We start from the raw sequence: 24,188 nt of genomic DNA on the forward strand, positions 1-24,188 counted from the left end.
TGGTTTACACTTATATCGATTTTTTTCGATATACAAACGCCTTCTAAAGTCGTATGCTTTTAGAGATGTCTATTTAAGAGTAATACTATGCGTACGCTTAACGATACCCAGTTCTCTATACTCGAACTGGTTCCTGTTCGTGACGACAAGAGCATTCAATTCGCGCTGAACCATGCGCTGGAACTTGCCCAAACAGCAGAAAAATTGGGTTATCGCCGGATGTGGCTGGCAGAACATCATAATATGGATGGCATTGCCAGTTCAGCAACCGCAGTTCTCTTAGGCTATTTATTGGCGAATACCAAAACCTTAACTTTAGGCTCTGGCGGAATTATGCTGCCGAATCATGCTCCACTAGTAGTGGCAGAACAGTTCGGCACCTTGGCAACGCTCTATCCAGATCGTATTGAACTGGGTCTGGGCCGTGCTCCCGGTACCGACCAAATGACCATGCGTGCCCTGCGTCGTGGCCGTCAGGAAACCGAAGACCAATTCCCGCAGGATGTTCTGGAAATTCTGCAATATTTTAAAGATCCAATTCCAGGACAGCGTATTGTAGCAACGCCAGGTCAAAGCACGCATGTACCCGTATGGCTTTTAGGTTCCAGCCTGTTTAGTGCACAACTGGCGGCAAAACTTGGTCTACCTTATTCCTTTGCTTCGCATTTTGCCCCGCGTATGCTGGGTCAGGCCATTCAGCTGTATCGTGACAATTTCGAACCGTCTGAATATCTCGATCGTCCCTATGTTTCCATGGGCGTACCGATCTGTGTCGCAGATACCGATGAAGAAGCACAATATCTAGCGACTAGTGCCTATCAGCGGGTTTTATCACTGATTCGTGGGCAAAGCCTGAAACTTAAAGCCCCAATTGATTTGATGGAAGGCCTGTGGTCACCTCCAGAAAAAATGTCAGTTGATAATTTCTTTGCCATGGCTCAGGTCGGTTCCAAAGAAACCGTTAAAGCCGGTCTGGCATCGCTTTTAGCCAAATATGACGTGGATGAGTTTATCTTTACTTGCGACATCTATGACACTGACAAACGCCTACATAACTTTGAGCTGTTGATGCAAATTAAAAATGGTCAGTAAATAAGAGTTGCATCTACCTATTCTCAGCAATGGGTAGATGTTTTTAATATTTAAAGATAAATGACCAAAAGAAATATCTCAGTAAAAGCATTTCTATCGACCTCCTCCATTAAAAAACTTCTTCCCTAAACGAACACTTCACTTCTTTTCCTTCATCCATCTCAGCAAGTTAAAAGTCATTCCTTTTGGATCGCATGTAAATCTATTCAGTCTTCAATAAAGTCAGATTTTATATCGACTACACCATTAAACTGCTTCTTCTTTGACAAATAACTCAACTTTATTTCCTTCGTCGATCTCGTCAAGTTAAAAGTCATTCCTTTTGGATCGCATGTAAATCTATTCAGTCTTCAATAAAATCAGATTTTATATTTTGCTCAAATAGATGACTGTCTAAGTTAAATTTTTCACTTTACCCTGGCTTGAGTTTTTGTTTATATCTCATACAAAGAAAATTAATTATTAAATAAATTCAAGGAATTCTAATGTCTACCAAGCAGGATCCACACGCTGGTATTTTTGAAAATCGCCCCGAACATTTTCAGCAGTTTAATGGAATTAAAGTGCCCTCTTCCGAACTGTTAGAATTGGATTATGCAGATAAAGATATTGCTATTATTGGCACAGATCAGTTTACCGTGAGCCAGCTGGATAAAATCAGTCAACATGCCCGTTCGGTAAAAGTTTTCCAGATTAATCCTGCTTTTGTACTGCCCGGTTCCGACCGAATTCTGCAACGAATTATTAATCACCCATTGATTGGTAAAAATCGCCGCTTATTTAACAACCGCATTAAAAGCTTGCTTTCTCTGCGGTTTTTAGAAAATCAGGTGCAGAATTTGTGGCTAAGACGCCAGTTAATGCCAAATCTTGCATCTTCCCGTAAAATTTATCTGAAATCAGATCATTATTATGCTGCCCTACAACGTGAAAATTGCCAGCTGATTACCTGGCCGATTCTAAAAATTTCGGAAAATACGATTCATTGCATCAATGGTGAACAGCATCCCGTGGATATCATTATTCATACTTATTCAGCAGAAAAATAACTCGTACTGACAAGTAAAGATAAGGAATTAATGAGCTGATAATGAGATTCTGATTTACGCGCCAAGAACCAACATGATGATTTATTCAACAAAATGAACAAAGAAGACCCTCTTATATTTTAAAGTATGATAGTTGGTATTTCGTTGGTATTATAAAACTCATACATTATTTCGATTAATCAGTGCTTACTTGTAATTTTTAGCTATAAATCAAAGCCAAACCGAAGTTTGGCTCTGGTTGGTTTCTTAACCGATTCGACGTTTTAAACCGGTCATCTGCAACACACGTGTTGAGATTTCCTCAATCGACATTTCAGAGACATTCAGGTACTTGATGCCTTCCGAAATATAAATCCCTTCAATCGCACGTAACTCCATCTGACACTGACTAAAGCTGGCATAACGGCTATTCGCCTTACGCTCAGAACGAATGGCTACCAGGCGTTCCGCATCAATCATCAGGCCAAACAGCTTGTTTTTATGCGGTCGCAGCACGGCTGGCAGGCGGTTATCGTCCAAATCTTCTTCAGTTAGCGGATAGTTTGCTACACGAATACCGAACTGCAAAGACAGATAAATAGAGGTCGGAGTTTTACCTGAACGCGATACACCAATCAGGATCAGGTCAGCTTTATCATAATGACGGGTACGTGCGCCGTCGTCATTGTCTAAAGCAAAATGCACTGCATCAATACGAGCTTTATAGGACTCAGAGTCGGTCACCGCGTGGGTCTGCCCGACTAAAGTTGTAGGAATCGTGCCTAATTCATCAGCCAATTTGCTAATAAGCCCTTCAAATACATCGAGATTTACTGCATTTGCAGTATTAATAATGTCGCGCACATAGGGATCAACTAGGGTATCAAATACCAGCGGTTTTTCACCGTCGATTTGAGCTCTTGCATTGATCTCTGCCACCACATTTGTAGCCGCTTCTTCGGAACTAATGTAAGGGATAATATGAATGTCAAATTTCACATGCGGAAACTGCGCTAACAGCGAGTGTCCAAGGGTTTCAGCGGTGATGGCGGTACCATCTGAAATAAAGAAAACACTACGCTGAATTTGTTTACCTTCCGACATTAAAATTCTCCTCCAACATTTGTCTTAGTGCTATATAATCTTTATAGTAAACCGATCTTACATGACTGTCGCTTAGTAAAATCAAAAACCTAGATGATTTGCTATACTCTCATGCCGAGATAGTGATTAATACTGCAAAAGTGGAGTAACAACTTTGGAAGCGCGCGTAATTGGTCTGGAAAAATTAGGGAAGCACGACGTTGAGCTGGTCGGTGGGAAAAACTCATCACTAGGCGAAATGATCAGCCACTTATCAAATGCTGGTGTATCTGTGCCAGGTGGTTTCGCAACGACTGCCGATGCCTACCGTGAATTTCTCGAGCAAAGTGGCCTAAACGCTAAAATCAATGCAGAGCTTGCTGCACTCAATGTTGATGATGTAAATGCACTTGCTGAAACTGGCGCAAAAATTCGTCAATGGATTGTGGATACTCCACTTACGCCTGCATTAGAACAAGAAGTTCGTACAGCATTTGCAGAACTTTCTAACGGCAACCCTGACATCGCGGTTGCCGTTCGTTCTTCTGCAACCGCAGAAGATTTGCCGGATGCTTCTTTTGCCGGCCAGCAAGAAACTTTCCTGAACATTCGTGGTATTGATAACGTTCTGATCGCAATCAAAGAAGTATTTGCATCTTTGTACAACGACCGCGCCATCTCTTACCGTGTACACCAAAACTTTGCCCATGATGTAGTTGCGCTGTCTGCTGGTGTACAACGCATGGTTCGTTCAGAAACTGGCGCTGCAGGTGTGATGTTTACGCTAGATACTGAATCAGGCTTCCGTGATGCAGTATTCATTACTGCATCTTATGGTTTGGGTGAAATGGTCGTTCAAGGTGCAGTTAACCCGGACGAATTCTATATTTCTAAACCGCTTTTAAATGCAGGCCGACACGCGATCCTTCGTCGCAACCTGGGTTCTAAGCACCAGAAAATGATTTATGGTGAAGAAGCATCTGCAGGTAAATCTGTCGTTGTCGTGGATGTGGAAAAAGCTGAACGCCAACAGTTCGCTTTAAACGACCAGGAATTACAAGAACTTGCTAAACAAGCGCTGATCATTGAAAACCACTACGGTGCACCAATGGACATCGAGTGGGCAAAAGATGGCGATGATGGCAAGATTTATATCGTTCAGGCGCGTCCTGAAACTGTAAAAAGCCGTGAAAATGTCGGCACCATGGAACGCTACCTGTTGAAACAACGTGGCACTGTAATTTGTGAAGGTCGTTCAATCGGTCAACGCATTGGTTCTGGTAAAGTCCGCATCGTAACGTCTATTAAAGAAATGGACAAAGTACAAGATGGTGATGTTCTTGTATCTGATATGACTGACCCGGATTGGGAACCAGTCATGAAACGTGCAGCTGCGATTGTAACAAACCGTGGTGGTCGTACTTGTCACGCTGCAATCATTGCACGTGAGCTTGGTGTTCCTGCAATCGTTGGTTGTGGTAATGCAACTGAAGTTCTTGTAGACGGTCAGGAAGTGACTGTGTCTTGTGCCGAAGGTGATACTGGCTTTATCTATGAAGGCGCACTAGATTTTGAAATTCAAAAGAATTCAATTGAGTCTATGCCTGCTCTTCCATTTAAAGTCATGATGAACGTGGGTAACCCGGACCGTGCATTTGACTTTGCTCAAATTCCAAACGCAGGTATTGGTCTGGCGCGTCTTGAATTCATTATTAACCGTATGATTGGTGTTCACCCGAAAGCATTGATCAATATTGACAGCCTTCCACGTGAAACACGTGCAGCAGTCATGGCGCGTACTGCAGGTTATGCATCTCCAATCGAATTCTATGTAGAGAAACTGGTTGAAGGGATCTCGACACTTGCTGCTGCATTTGCAGACAAGCCAGTCATTGTTCGTATGTCAGACTTTAAGTCTAACGAATATGCAAACTTGATCGGTGGTAAGTTATACGAGCCAGAAGAAGAAAACCCGATGCTAGGTTTCCGTGGTGCAAGTCGCTACGTTTCTGATAACTTCCGTGATTGTTTCGAACTTGAATGTCGTGCATTGAAAAAGGCACGTGATGAAATGGGTTTAACCAATATCCAGATCATGATTCCATTTGTTCGTACTGTTGCTGAAGCGAAACGTGTCATTGAACTTCTTGCATTAAATGGTCTTAAGCGCGGTGAAAATGGCCTTAAAGTGATCATGATGTGTGAACTTCCAACCAATGCTTTATTGGCAGATCAGTTCCTTGAACATTTCGATGGTTTCTCTATTGGTTCAAACGACTTGACACAATTAACACTTGGTCTTGACCGTGACTCTGGTATTGTCTCTCACCTATTTGATGAGCGCGACCCTGCGGTTAAAGCGTTGCTTTCTCTTGCAATTCAAGCATGCCGTAAAGCTGGCAAATATGTAGGCATTTGTGGTCAAGGTCCTTCTGATCACCCAGATCTTGCACAATGGTTAATGGAACAAGGTATCGACTCTGTGTCTTTAAACCCAGACTCGGTACTTGAAACTTGGTTCTTCCTGGCTGAAGAAAAAGTGCAAAAAGCATAAGCAATTGTGAATAAAAAAGACCCTTTGATAGGGTCTTTTTTATGAGATAGATATTATGATTTATTGTTTGAAAATTGATAAAAAAGACCCAATCGCAAGCTAAACAATTGAATTTATAAATACAATTAAATCAAAGCTTATCAACACACAAAGACTGTAATGACAAACAAATACCAACAGTAAAGTCATATCAAAATGGCAATAATAATGAATAACCATCGAATGTTCGGGAAGATATTTTTAAGAATGCAGATCCTTGCAATTTTGTATGGGCTCATTTTTAATGACAAATATGATTGAAAATCCTCAATTAATCTATATCTTACGATGAGAGGATGTTTGTTTTCAAAACAGAATTCAATACAATCTTGATCAAAGCTATTATCAGTTCACATTTATATATTGAGATTCAGTCTATATGCAGATTTACTTGGCACGAAACAATCAACAAGCTGGTCCATATACGCTCGAGCAATTGAATCAGATGCTGGCGAATCAACAAGTCATGCTGACTGACCTGGCATGGCATCAAGGCATGACAGAGTGGAAAGCCTTAGGTGAACTTACCCAAGGGAAATCGGTATATCAACCTGAAGGGTATGTCGCTCCGGCAGTCACACCTGAAACGCCAGTATTCCAGAACAATCAGTCAACGACTTCGGCCTATTCACAGCCTCATACTCAAACAGCAACTCAAAAAAATGAACTCGCCAGTATTCCAAGCCGTATCCTGGCCAAAATTGTAGACGTGTTACTGTGGTTACCAGCAACCTTCATTTTGACTGCATTTTTTACCCCTGAACAGGAAACCCGGTTTGCACAACTGAATGAAGAGTTCATGAATGTCGTGCTGAGTAGCGATGCAGATCCTGCACTGGCTCAGCAATTACAGACTCAAATGTTTGAGATGTTTTCTCAGCAAGCGTGGCTTGCCACAGCGGTCTATTTGATTATCATGCTGGCCATTCAAGCCTTTCTGATTGCCAAATCAGGCCAAAGTATTGGTAAAAAGCTCACGAAAATCAAAATTGTAGATGCAGAATCAGGTGAAAAGCCCAGCCTGTTGCGCGCTTTTACTATTCGTAGCGTATTCTTCATATTTTTAAATATTGTATTTATGCCACTGAGTTTAATTATTGACTGGGCCTTCGGATTGGGCAAAAAACGTCAAACCTTGCACGATAAACTAGCAAAAACGAAAGTTGTGAAACAATAGCGCAGGAATACACAAAATGGGATGAATATCATCCCATTTTGATTACAGAACTTTGAAATTGAAATAAAATTCCCATAAATCCTCCCCAATCCAGACCAGCAAAATCGGTTTTTATTACAGGCATTTAAAGCGCCCTAGATATAGCTTAGTTCGTGAATCTCAGGCATAATGCCCTACAACGTAGCGGTGTATTGTGATTAATAGGATGTTTTGTAAAATTCAGCCTTTTTTGTCATATGCACTTTAATCGCTATCCCATATTAAATTAGGGAATGGGACTCTTCACCGAGGTTGTAAAATGAGACAAACGATTTTAGCTGTATTGTCTTTATCTGCGATGACTGCACTCTTGACCGGGTGTGGTGGTGATATGGTACTTCTGAACTCTAAAGGTCCAGTTGCAGCAGGTCAAAGTAACCTGATGATGACTGCGATTTACTTAATGCTTTTGGTGGTTATTCCATCAATCATCATGGCATTATGGTTCGGTTGGAAATATCGTGCATCGAATAAAGACGCAGACTATAAACCTACATGGGCACACTCTACTGCGATTGAAATTGTGGTATGGGGTATCCCTGTCATTATTATTGGTATTTTAGCTTGGTTAACTTGGTGGGGTTCCCACAAGTATGACCCATACCGTCCAATTGAAGCAGATAAAGCACCTTTAACTGTTCAGGTTATTGCTGAGCAATTTAAATGGATCTTCATCTATCCTGAGCAAGGCATTGCAACTGTTAACGAATTGCGTTTCCCAGAGAAAACTCCGGTAAGCCTTCGTTTAACCTCTAACTTCACGATGAACTCGTTCTTCATCCCGGCGTTAAGTGGTCAGATTTATGCAATGGCAGGTATGCAAACTCACCTCAACCTATTAGCTGATGAAACTAGCCCAGCTGAAGGCTACCGTGGTTTCTCTTCAAACTATTCAGGTTACGGCTTCTCACAAATGCGCTTCCGTGCACATTCTGTGACTGATGCCCAGTTTGCAGAATGGGTTTCTGCTATTCAGGCAGGAAACGGTACTTCAGTTAACCCTAATGCAGTACAAAAAACTGTTCTAGACCAAGCTGAATTTGCAAGCTTACGTGACGGTAACCGCGGTGTTCACCAGATCGAAGCGATTATTGCAAGAGCTAAGACTCCTGAAGAGAAGGCTGCTGCTGAAGCAATGAAGCCTTACCCTACTAAGCCACATCCTGTGACTTACTACTCTTCTGTAGAGCAAGGTTTGTTTGAATCTGTGATTCACAAGTATATGAGTAACTACCACGGTGCTGACCATTCAGCTCCTGTAGAAGCTGCAGCGACTGATGCTGTTGCTCATGAAGCGTCTGCTTCTGAAGCTCATGTAGCTGGTGAACATGCGACTGCTTCTCAAGGAGAATAAGACATGAGCTTCTTAGGTAAGTTAGGTCCGGATGCAATTCCTTACGATCCAATCGTATTGGCAACTGTTGCAATGATGATCTTGGGTGGTATCGCAGTTGTTGCCGGTATTACCTACTTCAAAAAATGGGGCTACCTGTGGAACGAATGGTTCACATCTGTAGACCATAAAAAAATTGGTATCATGTACCTGTTCGTATCGATCATCATGCTGGTGCGTGGTTTCGCCGATGCGATCATGATGCGTCTTCAGCAGTTCCTTGCAAAAGGTGGCGGCGAAGGTTATTTACACCCTGAGCATTACGATCAGATCTTTACCGCGCATGGCGTGATCATGATCTTCTTCGTGGCAATGGGTCTTGTAGTTGGTTTAATGAACATCTCTGTACCGCTTCAAATCGGTGCACGTGACGTTGCATTCCCATTGTTGAACTCTTTAAGCTTCTGGTTATTCGCCGGCGCTGCGGGTCTGATGATGGTTTCACTTGCGTTAGGTGAATTCGCTGCAACAGGTTGGATGGCATACCCTCCACTGTCTGGTATCGAATACTCTCCAGGCGTAGGTATGGACTACTACATCTGGGCACTGCAAATTTCAGGTCTAGGTACGCTATTAACGGGTGTTAACTTCTTCGTTACCATCATCAAAATGCGTGCGCCTGGCATGAAACTTATGGAAATGCCAATCTTTACCTGGACATCTTTATGTACAGCAGTATTGATTATTGCGGCTTTCCCAGTGTTGACTGCAACAATTGCAATGTTAACGCTTGACCGTTACTTCGGTTTCCACTTCTTTACTAACGACTTGGGTGGTAGCCCGATGTTGTACGTGAACTTGATTTGGACTTGGGGTCACCCGGAAGTATATATCTTGGTATTACCAGCATTTGGTATTTACTCTGAAGTTGTTGCGACTTTCTCGCGCAAAGCATTGTTCGGTTACAAATCAATGGTGTATGCAACAGTAGCAATCACAGTATTGTCATTCGTTGTATGGGTTCACCACTTCTTTACCATGGGTGCAGGTGCCAACGTTAACGCGTTCTTCGGTATCATGACCATGATTATTGCGATTCCGACTGGTGTGAAAATCTTCTCTTGGTTATTCACCATGTACAAGGGTCGTATTGTTTACACTACTCCAATGCTGTGGACACTAGGCTTCCTGGTAACTTTCGGTATCGGTGGTTTAACAGGTGTATTGATGGCGGTTCCACCAGCGGACTTCCTGGTACATAACTCTTTATTCCTGATTGCTCACTTCCATAACGTAATTATTGGTGGTGTAGTATTTGCGATGTTCGCAGGTATCATCTTCTACTGGCCGAAAATGTTCGGTTGGAGACTGAATGAGACTTGGGGTAAAGCAGCGTTCTGGTTCTGGTTCTTCGGTTTCTACTTTGCGTTCATGCCACTTTATATCCTTGGTTTCATGGGTATGACACGTCGTTTGAATACATTTGACAACCCAGAATGGGACCCGTATGTAAATATCGCGATGTTCGGTGCAGTTCTAGTTGCACTGGGTATTCTATGTTTCATTCTGCAAATCGTGGTTGGTTTCTTACAACGTGACCAACGTCTGGATTTGACTGGCGATCCATGGGATGGTCGTACCCTTGAATGGGCGACATCTTCTCCTGCTCCGTTCTATAACTTTGCTCATCTTCCAAAGATCAATGGTATTGATACTTTCTGGATCGAGAAAGAAAATGGTGTTGCGTATGCAAAACCAACGAAGTACGAAGATGTTCATATGCCAACTAACCGTGCTGCCGGTTTCGTTATCGCGATGTTCATCACTGTTATGGGCTTCGGTTTAATCTGGCACATCTGGTGGTTAGTAGTTGTTACGTTCATTGCTTCTATCATTAGCTTCATCGTGTCTTCTTTCACCAAGAAAGTGGATTACTATGTTCCAGCTGCTGAAGTTGAACGTATTGAAAACGAACGCTATGCGATTCTTGAAAAACACTTGAAGAAGGACTAAGACAATGGCTGAAGTACTTCATCACGATAACCACGGACACGATGAGCATCATCATCACGATGATACTGACATCACCGTCTTTGGTTTCTGGACTTACTTGATGAGTGACCTTGTCCTGTTCGGTACACTCTTCATTGCGTTCGCTGTTTTGAGTAGCCACATTCCTGTGGGTACTCCAAGTGCGAGAGACCTGTTTGGCGACTCTTTAGGTTTCGTTCTTACTGAAACCTTCGCCCTCTTGATCTCTTCTGTAACCTTTGGTTTTGCAGTTCTTGCTGCATACAAAAAAGACGTTGCAAAAGTACTAACTTGGTTAGCGATTACTTGGGTATTCGGTGCTATCTTTATCGGCATGGAACTATATGAGTTCAATCACCTAGTTCATGCTGGTCACGGTCCAAGCACAAGTGCGTTCTTATCTGCGTTCTTTACTTTGGTAGGTACGCACGGTATTCACGTAACTTCTGGTCTGGTCTGGATGATCGTGCTTATGGTTCAAATCAAGAAATATGGTTTGACTCTTGCAAACACGCGTCGTCTAGCTTGCCTAAGCTTGTTCTGGCACTTCCTTGACATCGTTTGGATCTGTGTATTCAGCGTAGTTTACTTGATGGGAGTTCTGTAATGAGTCACGATCATAACGCTGCTGGCGAATCACACGGTAACGTTAAGCAATATACTGTTGGCTTTATCCTTTCTGTCATCCTTACCGTAATTCCATTCGGTATGGTGATGGCAGGCGGTTTTGGCCGTGGTATCTTGATTACTGTCATCGCGATTACTGCGGTTGCTCAGATTCTTGTGCAGTTAATTTACTTCCTGCATATGAACTCTTCTTCAGAGCAACGCTGGAACGTGATTGCATTCGTGTATACCATCTTAACTATCGCTATTCTTTTAGTGGGTTCTGTATGGATCATGAATTACCTACACTACAACATGATGATCTAAACTGGTCGTCATGCTGAAAAAGTATTTATTCCTGACTAAGCCAGGAATTCTCTTCGGTAACTTTGTTACCACTTTGGGTGGCTACTTCGTAGCCACCCAAGGTTCTGTAGATTTCCTTCTCCTGCTTATTACCCTTCTCGGTACTACGCTTGTCGTAGCATCAGGATGTGTGGTCAACAACGTGATTGACCAGGACATCGACCAAAAAATGCAGCGCACCCAAAACCGTGCTCTGGTCACCAAAACCATTTCCGAACCTGTTGCCTTGGCCTTTGCCCTGGTATTAGGCATCGCTGGTTTTAGTCTTTTATGGTTCTGGGTAAATGCGTACGCTTTCTTATTCGCGGTGATTGGTTTTGTCGTATATGTTGGTTTCTACAGCCTATGGACAAAACGAACCACAATTCATCAAACTGTTGTAGGCAGTATTTCTGGTGCAGCTCCGCCTGTCATTGGTTATACCGCAGTGGCCAATCAATTTGACCTCGGTGCGTTACTGATCTTTTTAGGTTATGCGCTATGGCAAATGCCTCACTCATGGGCGATTGCGATTTACCGTTTTGATGATTACAAAAATGCAGGCATTCCGATCTTGCCTGTGGCACGTTCGATTCATCGTACCAAGATTGAATCACTGGTTTATGTGGTGTTATTCACGCTGACCATGAATGCGTTATTTGTCTTTGGTTATGCCAACTGGTTCTATGCAGTGATTTTAAACTTACTGTGCATTTACTGGTTGTATATCGGTGTCATTGGATTTAAAGCTGAAAATGATCAACTTTGGGCAAAGAAATATTTCTTGTTCTCGGTGATCCTGATTACTGTCATTAGTATTATCTTTAGCTTTACCTCAACTGCGCCATCTACACAGATTGTATTTTTTTAAAAAGATAGAGTTAGTCTCTATCTTTTTTTATTTTGATTTCTCTTAATCCCCTACTTCCAATAGTTGTAGAGCAGAATCAAAAATTCGGCTTTATAAAGCTAAACCTCGATCTTCCTGATCGCTTAGAAAATTCAATCTTTCTGATTCCAGACTCCGATCCTTCAGTTTTCTAGATTTTCTGGCCTGATAAGTAAAGCTTGATCTTCGCAACAATACATGTGCTGAATTTAACCAGTCCAAATTTGCTTAAAGCCAAAGTCAGGTTCTGATGATCGATCTGGTTATAGAGATAATTTCGCAAAAATGTCTTATTTGGTTGAAATTATCCCTAAAGATCACTACAATTCCCCCTTCGCAAACACTGCGACACAACTTTGGTTGTGACTCCTTGCTTCAATTTACTTAAATTGGGGCTGTCCAAACCGTAAGGAGCTGACAATGCGTCATTACGAAATCGTACTTTTAGTACACCCTGATCAAAGCGATCAAGTAGTTGGTATGGTAGAACGCTACCTAACTCACATCAAAGAAGCTGAAGGTCAAATTCACCGTCTTGAAGACTGGGGCCGTCGTCAATTGGCTTACCCAATCAACAAGATCCACAAAGCTCACTACATTCTTATGAATGTTGAGTGTGGTCAAACTACTCTTGATGAGCTTGAAGAATTGTTCCGTTATAACGACGCAATCATTCGTAGCCTTATCATTCGTCGTGAAAACGCTATCACTGAAGAGTCACTATTGGCGAAGAGTGCTGAAGAGAAACGTGCGCGTAAAGCTCAACGTGAAGAAGCACAACACGCTCAAGACTCTGCTGAAGCTTAAGGAGAACATAACATGGCACGTTTTTACCGTCGTCGCAAGTTCTGCCGCTTTACAGCTGAGAACGTTACGTACATCGACTACAAAGATATCGACACTTTAAAACAGTACATTACTGAAAACGGCAAGATTGTTCCTAGCCGTATTACAGGTACTAAAGCTCGTTACCAACGTCAATTAGCGTTAGCTATCAAACAAGCTCGCTACTTGTCTTTGATCCCTTACACTGACAATCATAAGTGAGGTTGAGCTGTGGATATTATCTTATTACAACGCATTAAAAACCTAGGTAAACTAGGCGATAAAGTTTCAGTTAAAGCTGGTTACGGCCGTAACTTCCTTATCCCTCAAGGTAAGGCTGTTGCTGCAACTGAAGCAAACACTGCTGCTTTTGAAGCTCGTCGTGCTGAACTTGAGAAAGAAGAAGCTGCTATCTTGGCTGCTGCTCAAGCACGTGCTGACCAATTGAACGAAGTGAACATCGTTATCACTGCGAAAGCTGGTGATGAAGGTAAACTATTCGGTTCTATCGGTACTCGTGACATCGCTGACGCGTTGACAAATGCTGGTCTAGAAGTAGACCGTGCTGAAGTACGTCTTCCAAATGGCGCGCTTCGTCACACTGGCGAATTTAACATCGCAATCCAATTGCACCATGATGTTACTGCAGAAGTTCTAGTTACTATCGTAGCTGAGTAATTTCTCGCCTCAAAAAGAGCATGCGAAAGCATGCTCTTTTTTTATCTCTAAAAAATATAATCTAGCCAACACTGTCAAATTCATTTTATTATTCGTGTTTACAAAAAATTGCACTTCGCATTTTTGATCAGAGCGCGTATCATTTCATCTCGTAGTGAATAAACGCTATTCATCTCCGACGATATTTAACCATTGTATTTAAAATCAGGGATTTATATGTCACAGGCGAATGCCAGCAAAAAGGTAGCTACTGCTAAACCGGAAATTGTTACTGAAAATAGCAATCTCAAGGAGTTCCGTACTCCACCTCACAATTTAGCAATTGAACAGGCTGTACTTGCTGCCCTTATGACTGTGGCTGAATCTTTTGAGCAGGTCGGTGATGTGCTGACCGAAAATGATTTTTATGCCACCCGACACAAATATATCTTCCGTGCCATTGAGCAGCTCTCTAAAGAAAACTCGCCTTATGATGCGGTTCTGGTGCATGACTGGCTCATCAAACAAAACTTGCTCGATGCAATTGGTGGCGAAGAATATCTGATGCAGTTAATGGCAGATTCGCCATCGAGTTTCTATAACCTGGAAACTTATGCAGGCAAAATTAAAGAATTCTCTACCCTGCGTAGTATGATTAAAGTCAGCTCTGAAATTTTACAAAATGCCTATGACACCAAAGGCCGTACTGTCAGTGAAATTCTGGATCTGGCTGAGACCAATATTTTCTCGATTGCCGAACAGCATAATAACAATGCCAAAGCGCAAGGGCCTAAGCCGATCAACTCGGTGGTCGCGGACGTATTCGACAAATTAAATGAACTGTCGCAAATGGAAGGCAGCATTACCGGTTTAACCACTGGTTTTGTGGAACTGGATAACAAAACTTCCGGCATGCAATCCGGCGACCTGATTATTGTTGCGGCGCGTCCATCCATGGGTAAAACCACCTTTGCCATGAATCTGGTCGAAAGTGTCTTATTCAATAATAATCTGCCTGCTCTGGTCTATTCAATGGAGATGCCCGCCGACTCGATCGCCATGCGTTTGATTTCCTCATTTGGTCGCGTGCATCAGGGGCATTTACGTTCTGGTAAAATGGACAGTGATGAATGGTCAAAAGTCACCAGTACCATTGTGCATTTACAAGAAAAAAATCTGTATATCGATGATTCTTCTGCGCTACCACCAACAGAATTACGTGCCCGTGCGCGTCGTATTGCCAAAATGCATGGCGGAAAGCTGGGCTGTATCATGGTCGATTACTTGCAGCTGATGAAAGTACCCGGTATGGGCGATAACCGTGTCGGCGAGATCTCGGAAATCTCCCGAAGCTTAAAAGCTTTAGCGAAGGAAATGCAATGTCCGGTAATTGCCCTGTCACAGCTCAACCGATCGCTGGAAAACCGTCCAAACAAACGTCCGGTGATGTCCGACTTGCGTGAATCCGGTGCGATTGAGCAGGATGCCGACTTGATCATGTTTATTTACCGTGATGAGGTTTATAACAAGGAATCCAAAGAAGCTGGCACCGCCGAAATCATTATCGGCAAACAGCGTAACGGCCCGATTGGTACCGTGCGTCTGGCATTTGAAGGTCAATATACCCGCTTTAGTAATCTCTCACCTGAGTTCTATGCTCAGTATGATGACGAAGAGTAATCAGGCTCTCGTCATCACATTTCCATCGTCCCTCTAGGAGTAATTTAGGGTGCGTCAAGCTACAGTTTATATTGACAGCGCAGCGCTGCAATATAATTTAAACCGTGTCAAACAACTTGCCCCAACCGCGAAAATCGTCAGCATGGTAAAAGCCAATGCTTATGGACACGGAGTTAAAGACTGCTTAGCAGCCTTAAGCGAAACCGATGCCTTTGGTGTCGCCTGCCTGCAAGAAGCCTTAGAAATTCGTGAATTGGGCTATCTACAGCCGATCACGCTTATCGAAGGTATTTTTTCTGCAGATGAAATGCCAATCGTAATCGAACAGAATATTGAAGTCATTGTGCATCAACAGGCTCAAGTCGACTGGTTAATTGCACATAAAGATTCCTATATCGCCAAAGAACTTAAAGTCTGGGTCAAACTGAACAGCGGCATGAACCGCCTGGGCTTTAAAATTGAAGCGATTAAAGATGTTATTCATACACTACAAGCTGAAGGCTTTACTTGCGTGCTTGCCATGCATTTTGCTAATGCCGATGCCGAGCATCCACTGAATGATGAACAAATCCGTCAATTCCTTGAAGTGAAACAGGACTGCGCACCAATTTTAGCTTCTTGCTGTAACTCGGCTGCAATCTATAAATATCCAGAATTGCATTTTGACTATGTCCGTCCCGGGATTATGCTCTACGGCGCGACGCCTTTTGCAGACAGGGATGTGCATGATCTGGACTTAAAGCCAGTCATGACGTTTACAGCTGAAATTATTGCTTTGAATGATATTCAAGCGGGTGAGCATGTCGGTTATGGTTCGACGTTTACCGCAAATCAAGACATGACGCTAGCGATTGTTTCAATTGGCTATGGTGATGGCTACCCTCGCGCTTTCCTGAAACAGAACTATGTCGCGATTAATGGCCAGCAAACTCGTGTGATCGGCCGCGTAGCGATGGATATGATTGCCATTGATGTGACAGGACTAGAAGTGCAATTGGGCACAGAAGTCGAACTTTGGGGTAAAACCCGTCTGGTGGATGATGTAGCGACAGCCAATGGCACGATTGGTTATGAACTATTATGCAGGCTCAGCAATCGTCCACTACGCCAAGTAGTCTGATCTAGTTCTCAAAATAAAAAAAGCCCAACTTATGTTGGGCTTTTTCTTTAGGCTGACTTTTGTTCTTCGCCCTGCTCTATGCATAATTGCATTAATAAGGCATCGACATGGCTTTGCTGAAAGGCAAAAGGATTAAAGTCATCAAATCCCATTTCCCGACAGAATTGCTGGATCTGACTGCGTTTGGAAATATATTTCATGGACCAGTCCGGGAAACTTGGATATTCAATTTCCTTGGTCTCAAATAGTTTAATGTCCTGATGGCGAGGATCTTTATTCAGTCGCTCCACCAGCAGACTTTTTAAAGTGGGACATTCACCTTCGAGACATTGAAAAAAATGACCATCTGCGAAATACAGTACACCTGTCACTTGATGCTGGTAATTAAAATCACGAGCTTCTTTCAGGATATTCGCCAAATCTTCAAGTAAGTCAGGTTTGGGAGAAGTACTTTTACTGGCATAACAAAATTGGTACATGTGCTAACTCCTCTTTTTTTATTATACCTGATGCATAGAAGTTAACACTGTACGCGAAAAACCTGAACCCGGATAGGTTTATTATAAGAAATACTCATTAGAGGGAACCGGAAGTTCCGCCAATCCTTTTTTCAAGGTCTCTGACCATTGCCGGCTGATTGACGTGAAATACTCATCATCTTCGGCAATACGCTTGCCTCTTGGCATGATCAGACTGTCTTTTTTATAGACCAGCACATCGAGGGGCATACCAACCGATACATTGGAACGTAAGGTTGATGCAAATGAAATCAGGGAACAGCGCAAAGCTTCATCCAGCGGCATATCATAAGTCAGCGCACGATCCAAGATCGGCTTGCCATATTTACTTTCGCCAATCTGGAAATACGGCGTATCGCGTGTGGCACAGATAAAGTTCCCTTGTGGATAGACATGATAAAGCTGCATGTCCTGATCTTTAAGTTGCCCACCGACCAGCAGATTGCAATAATAATTACTTTGTTCCGAAATATCGCTCGTAACATTCGCAATCACTTTCTTCAGTATACTACCTACCAGCTCAGCGACATCAAACATGGTGTGCAGACTCAAGATATTGGGTTCCTGCTTCAGTTCGAGCTGATTTTTAATATGCCCAATTACGGCTTGTGTTGTTGCCAGATTTCCGGATGCCTGTATGACGATCATACGTTCCCCAGGAATACCAAAGGTATACAACTTTCGAAATACAGAAATGTGATCTACTCCGGCATTTGTCCGGGTATCACTGATAAAAAGCATACCTTGCTCTAAACGTAGTGCACAACAATACGTCATTCATTCGTCCTTATTAATATCCTAGCACTTGAACGATGGAATGCATGGATTCCACACCGCCCTTTTCTCTGACACCGCGTACCGGCGCCACATCCCAATAATCCCGTCCAATCGCCACATAAACATGCGAACTTGGAGTAAACAACAGATTACTGACATCAAAACAATACCATGTCTGGTCTACAAACACCTCTGCCCAAGCGTGACTGGCCAGATGCGAAGCATTTTGTGCATATAAATAACCAGAAACATAGCGGGCAGGTAAACCTAGATATTTGCACATGGCAATAAAAATATGACTATGGTCCTGACAGACGCCCTGTCTGGACTCAAAGGCATCTATTGCAGAGCCTTGCACTGAAGTACTGTTGGAAATATAAGGCACATGCTCCAGCAAGGCCTGTGCCAGTCCAATCAAATGCTGACGGGTTAATGCAGGAACATGACGTTGTGCAAAGTCTTTCATTGCTGCATTACATTGTGTCGATTCGGTCGGCTGTAGAAAAAGATTGGGATTGATTGAATCATTCAATCCACTCTGATGCGCAGGATTCAACTCGACTATTCCTTGTGCCATGATAGTCAGGGAATGATAAGGCTCCCGCTGGCTACAGGTCATCCACAGATTATGAAATGCATCTTTCCGGATTTCTTTATTACCTGGCACACTAATATCCCAGGAATGCACCCGCTGATGCGCATTGCTCGAAGGCATCATTTTAATGTACTGAATACTGTTCCTCACCTCGGCCGTGTACATATAATGCGTTTGGTGATTCACCATCAATTTCATACATCTGCCTCAAACAGTTGATGAATATGGTCGCTAAACTGGTAAAACTGAATCCGGTTCGGTTCTGTACGCAACTGCTCCCAGTACTGTTCCAGATCATTCCAGCCCATCTCTACCAAAATTCTGACCACATAATCAATCTTGCAGAGTGTAGTACTGGTTTCTTCACCCAGACGTAACTGATGATCGAGCTGTTCGACACATTGCCCTAGACTAAAAAACAGAAAAATATCGGAAGATTCGGCTTCCAGAATATCTTCACATTCCGTCACCACTTCACAGATATAACCAGCATTTTTGTCTGCGGTTTTGATCAGTTTCATCAGTTCCGCATAGCCTGAAGCAGACAGCACCCCGCGTAATTCCTGAATATTGTCTTTGGCCACTTTAAACTGCTGGCTAAAAGACGCCACTTGCGTAGGATCAAGTACTAGCTCATTTAGGGAACTGGCATCAAAGGCAGGTAAACAAAAGGCATGGGCATACGCCACTGCCGCTTCGTCTTCTAAAAATGGAAAGCGCGCACATAAAAAATGAGTGCGAGATAAATAACGCCCTAGCCAAAAAATATGTTGTGCATTGCTATTCAGCAAAACCATGACATTTTCCTTCTTTGGAATCTTATGAATGTAAATTGTCGACTACCCAGGTATCTTTGATACCACCACCCTGTGATGAATTCACCACCAGTGAGCCGGGCTGCATCGCCACACGGGTCAAGCCACCCTGTACGATTTCAGTACGATAAGGCGAACTTAATACAAATGGGCGTAAGTCGATATGACGTTCAGCAATACCAAAATTGGTCAAAGTCGGACTAACCGATAAGTCCAAAGTTGGCTGCGCAATATATAAATGCGGCGCAGCTAAAATTTTCTCCCTGAAAGTTTCAATTTGCTGTTTAGAGGCTTGTGGTCCAATGAGCATGCCATAACCGCCCGAACCCTGCGCTTCTTTCACCACCAGTTGATCCAGATGAGCCACGACATAGTCTAATTCTTCAGAATTACGACATTGATAAGTCGGAACATTTTTTAGAATTGGCTGCTCGCCCAAATAAAAATGAATCATTTTGTCGACATATGGATAAACCGATTTGTCATCTGCCACACCGGTTCCCGGTGCATTGGCAATCACAACATTATTTTGCAAATAAGCTGACATCAAGCCAGCCACACCCAAAGTGCTATCCGGTTTAAAGCATAAGGGATCAAGAAACGCATCATCGACCCGTCTATAAATAACATCGACTCGTTGGCGACCACGTATGGTTTTTACATAAACCTTCGAGTCATCAACAAAAAGGTCACGTGATGTTACTAATGGCACATCCATCTCTCTTGCAAGGAAAGAATGTTCATAGTAAGCACTATTAAAACGTCCTGGAGTTAATACCACCACAAATGGCTTGTCGACATAAGCATTTTCGATCAGGATTTCTTTTAATAATTGTGGATATTGCTCGATTCCGGCAATCTTGGACTGCTCGAATACTTTCGGCATCAGTTTTTCACTGATCTTGCGGCATTCCAGCATATAAGACACGCCAGATGGCGTTCTGAGATTATCTTCTAAGACATAAAACTCGCCCTTGGAATCACGGATCACATCGATCCCGCTAATCTGGCTATAAATCCCGCCTTTCAAGCTATGTTGATACATATGCGGCTGATAGGCTTCATGAGTTAAAATCTGCAACTCAGGAATGATATTGGCTTTTAAAATGTCCTGTTGATGATAAATATCATGTAAGAATAAATTTAGCGCCCGTACCCGTTGTGCCGAGCCTAAAGCCACCATATTCCACTGTTTCCGGTCTATGACTCGCGGAATGATATCGTAGGGAATAGTGCGTTCTACGCCTTCTTCATCGCCATAAACGGTAAAGGTAATACCGTGATTTAAAAAATGTTCTTTTGCTACCTGATTCAGTGCATTGAGTTCATCCAGCGTATGTTGAGATAACCATTCTTCCAGTCTTTGACCTGCCTGACTGGACAGCACATGTTCATCCTGCATTTCATTAAAGAACTTTGAAGATAACTGCTGTAGTAAAAGTTGTGGATTCGTTGTAGTAGATACCGCTGTAGTTTTAGTGTCTATAAAATTTTTTCCAATATTCTGGGAACTAAATTTATCAATTGTTTCAATCACATTTGTATCCTGATTTCCTTTAAGCATACAAACCCTCGTATTATCATCTATTATAATTAAATCAAAGCAATATCCATGCCATGACATCTGTATTTCAATTACCATTAATCTAATAAATGCCCTTTGAACTCAATGCCATTTTCGACCAAGTTGTTTTAGAATTGTAGGACAAATGTTGCACAGAGGGACTTGCGAAAAAATGAGAGTTTTTTTATTGTGTTAAGCTAAGCCTAAATCCCCTCTTCTTTATTGCCAGCAAAATAAATTATGTCAGCACAAGAAAAAGAAACTTCAAACAGTCTATATCGCCAATGGCAAATTTTGTCGCGTCTTTCTACCGGCAAATGGATGGGAACACGTGAATTACAGGAAATCCTCAATCGTGAAGGCATCGATATCAGTCTGCGCACCATTCAGCGCGACCTGAATCAGATTGCTCAACGCTTTCCGATTGAAAGCAGTAAAACCACGCCGCAAGGCTGGCGTTGGCGTTCAGATGCGCCGCTGCAAAGTTTGCCGCATATGACCAGCTCGCAAGCGGTCACTTTCATGATGGTCGAAGAACATTTAAAACATCTGCTGCCACCGAGCCTGATCGAGGAAATGAATCCGTGGTTTGATCTGGCACGACGCAGTCTTTCTTCCCAGAACAATGTCCGGCAATGGATTAACCGCGTACGCATTGTTCCGGCTACCCAACCCCTGATTCCACCTGTGGTAGATAAGGCTGCGCAGCAAGCGGTGTATGAAGGTCTGTTACAGGACAAACAGCTGGAATGTGTGTATCAGGGCCGCGGTCATAATAGCGAAGAAAAAACCTATATTCTCAATCCTCTGGCATTGGTACAAAAAGGGTCAATCATCTATCTGGTGTGTACCCGTCATGACAAGTCCGATATCCAGACCTTTGCCCTGCACCGCTTTAAATCGGCCGTCGTGCTGAATTCACGTGCCTTGCATCCGGTCAATTTCGATATTGATGAGTATATTGATTCTGGTGCGCTGGGCTTCCGGGTGGACTTCAACCACCCTACTGAAAATGTCACGCTAAAACTCAGGATGTCGGAATCGGATGCACATTATTTTGAGGAAAGCCAGCTCAGCAAAGACCAGAAAATTGAAAAAATGGAAGATGGCATGTCGCTGATCACTGCTACCGTGCCATTTACCTCGCAACTGGTCTGGTGGCTACGTAGCTTTGGTAAAAAGATTAAACATATTGAACCGAGTATTGTAGCCAATGCAGTCGATCAACTGGATGAGGAAAACCCTTAACCATACAGGCTTTATCCAGATTCTTTTAGGTATTCCAGAATAAAAAATCCCCAAAGTGGGGACTGGAGAATTTTGCTTATATTTTTGTTCTTGTTGTGGTGATCTGCCGCTGTGCCAGGCTGCTTTTCTTTAACACCCCGAAATGCAGCCTGGATGAAACATCAATATTTAAAAATGACTGAGACATGAGCAAGCCAGTTCAGCATCATTAAAGCGAATGGATTTTTTGGTCATGGTTTAAGACTCCTATGTAGTGAATAAACCGACTATAAAGTCATCCGCCTTACTTGTGAAATAAATAGAATGCATGTCTTTTGCAGATTTTTTCTATAGAACTTTTTCCGTAAAATTTATCTGTAATCGCTGCCGATTCATTGTCTGGCTTAATAGCATTTTCGGCAAGTTTATAAAATCGAATAACAATTCTCTGCTTGTATAAGATACCTCGCTCTGCACATCATAAAGCCCTATAGAAGTAGAAATAGGGACTTAATTTTACAATGGCTAACCCTGCTCAATTAGTACGTCACAAGCTGCTCAATACTTTCTTTTCCCGCCATTCGGTCTGGTTTGCCTGCATTCTGATTGCAGTGATTTTTACTACATTTCATATCGGTTATTCACCGCGTTATATCTATTATTTTATGCCGCAAACGTTAGTGAATACCCTATGGATCCTGAGCATTCTGCTGAGTTTGCTGGGTTTGTATGATGTACTACAAAATAAGCATTCCATTCTGAAAAATTATCCCATTATGGGACATTTCCGCTTTATCTTTGAGGAATTCCGTCCCGAGATTCGTCAGTATTTTATTGAAGCCGACCGGGACGCACTGCCTTTTTCCCGTATGCAGCGCAGTCTGGTGTATCAGCGGGCAAAAAATGAAAATTCTGATAAACCTTTCGGCTCGATCCTGAATGTCTATGAAGATAATTACCGTTTTGTTAGTCATTCCATCACGCCCTGCAAAGTTGCCGATCCGCAGACTTTTCGCATCCTGATTGGAAATGAGCAATGTACCCAGCCCTTTTCAGCTTCTATTTTAAATATTTCAGCCATGAGCTTTGGCAGCATGAGTGCCAATGCAATAAGAGCCCTTAATCTCGGCGCTCAAAAAGGTGATTTTTTCCATGATACTGGAGAAGGCAGTATCAGTCCCTACCATCTGGAATATGGCGGTGATCTGGTCTGGGAAATTGGCAGTGGTTATTTTGGCTGCCGTACTTTAGATGGGCAATTTGATCCGGAACGTTTTGCTGCACAAGCCAAATTACCCCAAGTGAAGATGATTGAAATCAAGCTTTCGCAAGGCGCAAAACCTGGCCACGGCGGTATTTTACCTAAAAGTAAAATTTCGGAAGAAATTGCCCAAATTCGAGGCATCAGCCGTGATCATGATTGTGTTTCACCTTCGAGTCATCCGGCATTTAGCACACCGATTGAAATGATGCATTTCATACAAAAATTACGTGAACTTTCCAACGGAAAACCGGTCGGATTTAAGCTATGTCTGGGCCAGCCGTGGCAGTTTATGAGCATGGTCAAAGCCATGTTACATACCCAGATTTATCCGGATTTTATTGTGGTTGATGGCTCTGAAGGTGGAACCGGTGCTGCACCCATTGAATTAATTGACTATGTCGGTGCGCCTTTAAGAGAAGGTTTACTGTTTGTACACAACACCCTTGTTGGTGCAGGTTTGAGAGATAAGATCAAAATTGGTGCAAGTGGTAAAATAATTAGTGCATTCGATATTGCCAGCACGCTTGCCATTGGTGCGGATTGGGTGAACTCTGCCCGTGGTTTTATGTTTGCAGTGGGCTGTATTCAGGCACAAAGTTGTCATACCAATCAATGCCCTGTCGGAGTCACCACCCAAGACAAAGATCGCCAGAAAGCCTTACATGTGCCGACCAAGGCCGAACGGGTGTTTCATTTTCATAAAAACACCTTACATGCCCTGTCTGAACTAATAGCTTCCGCAGGTCTCAAACACCCTTCCGCTATTAAGGCGCATCATCTGGCACAACGCGTGAATAATCACGAAATAAAGAACTTTGCGCAGATTCATTTTTGGCTCAAAGAAGGTGAATTATTGTCCTGTGAAAATAAGGATGAGGAGAACTTCTACTTCAGGATGTGGAATTTGGCCCAATTAGAAAAATTTTAATT

General features: G+C 42.8%; 22 protein-coding genes. 16 read left to right on the plus strand and 6 right to left on the minus strand.

Annotated elements, in window-relative coordinates:
- Positions 1-87 precede the first annotated feature (87 nt).
- Both NI464_RS01105 and NI464_RS01110 read left to right on the plus strand, forming a co-directional pair.
- Positions 88-1,092 (plus strand): LLM class flavin-dependent oxidoreductase, encoded by a 1,005-nt coding sequence (locus tag NI464_RS01105; RefSeq protein WP_005263257.1) that lies wholly within the window; start codon positions 88-90, stop codon positions 1,090-1,092.
- Positions 1,093-1,577: 485 nt separating this feature from the next.
- Positions 1,578-2,141 (plus strand): NAD(P)/FAD-dependent oxidoreductase, encoded by a 564-nt coding sequence (locus NI464_RS01110; RefSeq protein ID WP_005263259.1) that lies wholly within the window; start codon positions 1,578-1,580, stop codon positions 2,139-2,141.
- Between the two features lie 246 nt (positions 2,142-2,387).
- Here NI464_RS01110 and ppsR read toward each other — a convergent pair whose 3' ends face one another.
- Positions 2,388-3,224, minus strand: a complete 837-nt coding sequence (gene ppsR / locus NI464_RS01115; protein ID WP_004278781.1) for a posphoenolpyruvate synthetase regulatory kinase/phosphorylase PpsR — start codon at positions 3,222-3,224, stop codon at positions 2,388-2,390.
- Between the two features lie 154 nt (positions 3,225-3,378).
- Here ppsR and ppsA point away from each other — a divergent pair, with 154 nt between their 5' ends.
- The 12 genes from ppsA to alr all read left to right on the plus strand — a co-directional run bounded on the left by ppsA (position 3,379) and on the right by alr (position 16,498).
- Positions 3,379-5,757 carry a phosphoenolpyruvate synthase gene (ppsA, locus tag NI464_RS01120; RefSeq protein ID WP_004278782.1) on the plus strand — a complete coding sequence of 793 codons (2,379 nt, stop codon included), beginning with the start codon at positions 3,379-3,381 and terminating at the stop codon, positions 5,755-5,757.
- A gap of 418 nt (positions 5,758-6,175) precedes the next feature.
- Positions 6,176-6,973 carry an RDD family protein gene (locus tag NI464_RS01125; protein ID WP_253137629.1) on the plus strand — a complete coding sequence of 266 codons (798 nt, stop codon included), beginning with the start codon at positions 6,176-6,178 and terminating at the stop codon, positions 6,971-6,973.
- A 298-nt stretch (positions 6,974-7,271) separates the two neighbouring features.
- A complete protein-coding gene (cyoA, locus tag NI464_RS01130) occupies positions 7,272-8,366 on the plus strand; it encodes a ubiquinol oxidase subunit II (protein WP_253137630.1) in 1,095 nt (364 codons plus the stop codon).
- A 3-nt stretch (positions 8,367-8,369) separates the two neighbouring features.
- A complete protein-coding gene (gene cyoB / locus NI464_RS01135; RefSeq protein ID WP_253137631.1) occupies positions 8,370-10,358 on the plus strand; it encodes a cytochrome o ubiquinol oxidase subunit I in 1,989 nt (662 codons plus the stop codon).
- 4 nt (positions 10,359-10,362) lie between these two features.
- Positions 10,363-10,983, plus strand: a complete 621-nt coding sequence (gene cyoC / locus NI464_RS01140) for a cytochrome o ubiquinol oxidase subunit III (RefSeq protein WP_004278786.1) — start codon at positions 10,363-10,365, stop codon at positions 10,981-10,983.
- Positions 10,983-11,309, plus strand: coding sequence for a cytochrome o ubiquinol oxidase subunit IV (locus NI464_RS01145; protein WP_004645410.1), 327 nt, complete (start codon positions 10,983-10,985; stop codon positions 11,307-11,309). The genes cyoC and NI464_RS01145 overlap by 1 nt, the downstream gene beginning before the upstream one ends.
- Before the next feature lie 10 nt (positions 11,310-11,319).
- Entirely contained in the window at positions 11,320-12,198 is an 879-nt protein-coding gene (cyoE, locus tag NI464_RS01150; protein WP_004645412.1) for a heme o synthase, read from the plus strand.
- A gap of 438 nt (positions 12,199-12,636) precedes the next feature.
- Positions 12,637-13,023, plus strand: coding sequence for a 30S ribosomal protein S6 (gene rpsF / locus NI464_RS01155; RefSeq protein WP_004278789.1), 387 nt, complete (start codon positions 12,637-12,639; stop codon positions 13,021-13,023).
- A 12-nt stretch (positions 13,024-13,035) separates the two neighbouring features.
- Entirely contained in the window at positions 13,036-13,263 is a 228-nt protein-coding gene (gene rpsR / locus NI464_RS01160; RefSeq protein WP_004278792.1) for a 30S ribosomal protein S18, read from the plus strand.
- A gap of 9 nt (positions 13,264-13,272) precedes the next feature.
- Positions 13,273-13,719 carry a 50S ribosomal protein L9 gene (gene rplI, locus NI464_RS01165; RefSeq protein ID WP_004278793.1) on the plus strand — a complete coding sequence of 149 codons (447 nt, stop codon included), beginning with the start codon at positions 13,273-13,275 and terminating at the stop codon, positions 13,717-13,719.
- 216 nt (positions 13,720-13,935) lie between these two features.
- Positions 13,936-15,378, plus strand: a complete 1,443-nt coding sequence (gene dnaB, locus NI464_RS01170) for a replicative DNA helicase (RefSeq protein WP_005247269.1) — start codon at positions 13,936-13,938, stop codon at positions 15,376-15,378.
- Between the two features lie 49 nt (positions 15,379-15,427).
- Positions 15,428-16,498, plus strand: coding sequence for an alanine racemase (gene alr / locus NI464_RS01175; protein WP_253137632.1), 1,071 nt, complete (start codon positions 15,428-15,430; stop codon positions 16,496-16,498).
- Between the two features lie 47 nt (positions 16,499-16,545).
- Here the strand turns inward: alr and NI464_RS01180 are convergent, their stop codons facing one another.
- The 5 genes from NI464_RS01180 to NI464_RS01200 all read right to left on the minus strand — a co-directional run bounded on the left by NI464_RS01180 (position 16,546) and on the right by NI464_RS01200 (position 20,767).
- On the minus strand, positions 16,546-16,977 hold the full coding sequence (locus NI464_RS01180) for a BLUF domain-containing protein (RefSeq protein ID WP_005106614.1): 432 nt from the start codon (positions 16,975-16,977) through the stop codon (positions 16,546-16,548).
- Positions 16,978-17,058: 81 nt separating this feature from the next.
- The gene (locus NI464_RS01185; protein WP_005263267.1) at positions 17,059-17,793 is read right to left on the minus strand and encodes a proteasome-type protease; all 735 of its coding nucleotides are present in this window, start codon (positions 17,791-17,793) and stop codon (positions 17,059-17,061) included.
- A 13-nt stretch (positions 17,794-17,806) separates the two neighbouring features.
- On the minus strand, positions 17,807-18,586 hold the full coding sequence (locus NI464_RS01190; RefSeq protein WP_005263270.1) for a transglutaminase family protein: 780 nt from the start codon (positions 18,584-18,586) through the stop codon (positions 17,807-17,809).
- The gene (locus tag NI464_RS01195) at positions 18,583-19,185 is read right to left on the minus strand and encodes an alpha-E domain-containing protein (RefSeq protein ID WP_004278801.1); all 603 of its coding nucleotides are present in this window, start codon (positions 19,183-19,185) and stop codon (positions 18,583-18,585) included. The genes NI464_RS01190 and NI464_RS01195 overlap by 4 nt, the downstream gene beginning before the upstream one ends.
- A gap of 22 nt (positions 19,186-19,207) precedes the next feature.
- Positions 19,208-20,767, minus strand: a complete 1,560-nt coding sequence (locus NI464_RS01200) for a circularly permuted type 2 ATP-grasp protein (protein ID WP_004645420.1) — start codon at positions 20,765-20,767, stop codon at positions 19,208-19,210.
- 240 nt (positions 20,768-21,007) lie between these two features.
- Here NI464_RS01200 and NI464_RS01205 point away from each other — a divergent pair, with 240 nt between their 5' ends.
- Together NI464_RS01205 and NI464_RS01210 are read left to right on the plus strand one after the other, a co-directional pair.
- Positions 21,008-22,015 carry a helix-turn-helix transcriptional regulator gene (locus NI464_RS01205; RefSeq protein WP_219309168.1) on the plus strand — a complete coding sequence of 336 codons (1,008 nt, stop codon included), beginning with the start codon at positions 21,008-21,010 and terminating at the stop codon, positions 22,013-22,015.
- A 500-nt stretch (positions 22,016-22,515) separates the two neighbouring features.
- A complete protein-coding gene (locus NI464_RS01210) occupies positions 22,516-24,186 on the plus strand; it encodes an FMN-binding glutamate synthase family protein (RefSeq protein WP_004645422.1) in 1,671 nt (556 codons plus the stop codon).
- The last annotated feature ends 2 nt before the right edge of the window (positions 24,187-24,188 follow it).

This window comes from Acinetobacter lwoffii, from assembly GCF_024129685.1.
GTDB classification, from domain to species: Bacteria; Pseudomonadota; Gammaproteobacteria; order Pseudomonadales; family Moraxellaceae; genus Acinetobacter; species Acinetobacter lwoffii_X.

Excerpts from the sequence above, each read along its gene's own strand:
- cyoC (WP_004278786.1), top strand. The coding sequence starts at position 10,363 with ATGGCTGAAGTACTTCATCACGATAACCACGGACACGATGAGCATCAT.
- rpsF (WP_004278789.1), top strand. The coding sequence starts at position 12,637 with ATGCGTCATTACGAAATCGTACTTTTAGTACACCCTGATCAAAGCGAT.
- NI464_RS01145 (WP_004645410.1), top strand. The coding sequence starts at position 10,983 with ATGAGTCACGATCATAACGCTGCTGGCGAATCACACGGTAACGTTAAG.
- NI464_RS01200 (WP_004645420.1), bottom strand. The coding sequence starts at position 20,767 with ATGCTTAAAGGAAATCAGGATACAAATGTGATTGAAACAATTGATAAA.
- NI464_RS01125 (WP_253137629.1), top strand. The coding sequence starts at position 6,176 with ATGCAGATTTACTTGGCACGAAACAATCAACAAGCTGGTCCATATACG.
- NI464_RS01210 (WP_004645422.1), top strand. The coding sequence starts at position 22,516 with ATGGCTAACCCTGCTCAATTAGTACGTCACAAGCTGCTCAATACTTTC.
- NI464_RS01195 (WP_004278801.1), bottom strand. The coding sequence starts at position 19,185 with ATGGTTTTGCTGAATAGCAATGCACAACATATTTTTTGGCTAGGGCGT.
- NI464_RS01190 (WP_005263270.1), bottom strand. The coding sequence starts at position 18,586 with ATGAAATTGATGGTGAATCACCAAACGCATTATATGTACACGGCCGAG.
- dnaB (WP_005247269.1), top strand. The coding sequence starts at position 13,936 with ATGTCACAGGCGAATGCCAGCAAAAAGGTAGCTACTGCTAAACCGGAA.
- NI464_RS01105 (WP_005263257.1), top strand. The coding sequence starts at position 88 with ATGCGTACGCTTAACGATACCCAGTTCTCTATACTCGAACTGGTTCCT.
- NI464_RS01205 (WP_219309168.1), top strand. The coding sequence starts at position 21,008 with ATGTCAGCACAAGAAAAAGAAACTTCAAACAGTCTATATCGCCAATGG.
- cyoA (WP_253137630.1), top strand. The coding sequence starts at position 7,272 with ATGAGACAAACGATTTTAGCTGTATTGTCTTTATCTGCGATGACTGCA.
- cyoB (WP_253137631.1), top strand. The coding sequence starts at position 8,370 with ATGAGCTTCTTAGGTAAGTTAGGTCCGGATGCAATTCCTTACGATCCA.
- cyoE (WP_004645412.1), top strand. The coding sequence starts at position 11,320 with ATGCTGAAAAAGTATTTATTCCTGACTAAGCCAGGAATTCTCTTCGGT.
- NI464_RS01180 (WP_005106614.1), bottom strand. The coding sequence starts at position 16,977 with ATGTACCAATTTTGTTATGCCAGTAAAAGTACTTCTCCCAAACCTGAC.
- rpsR (WP_004278792.1), top strand. The coding sequence starts at position 13,036 with ATGGCACGTTTTTACCGTCGTCGCAAGTTCTGCCGCTTTACAGCTGAG.
- NI464_RS01185 (WP_005263267.1), bottom strand. The coding sequence starts at position 17,793 with ATGACGTATTGTTGTGCACTACGTTTAGAGCAAGGTATGCTTTTTATC.
- ppsR (WP_004278781.1), bottom strand. The coding sequence starts at position 3,224 with ATGTCGGAAGGTAAACAAATTCAGCGTAGTGTTTTCTTTATTTCAGAT.
- NI464_RS01110 (WP_005263259.1), top strand. The coding sequence starts at position 1,578 with ATGTCTACCAAGCAGGATCCACACGCTGGTATTTTTGAAAATCGCCCC.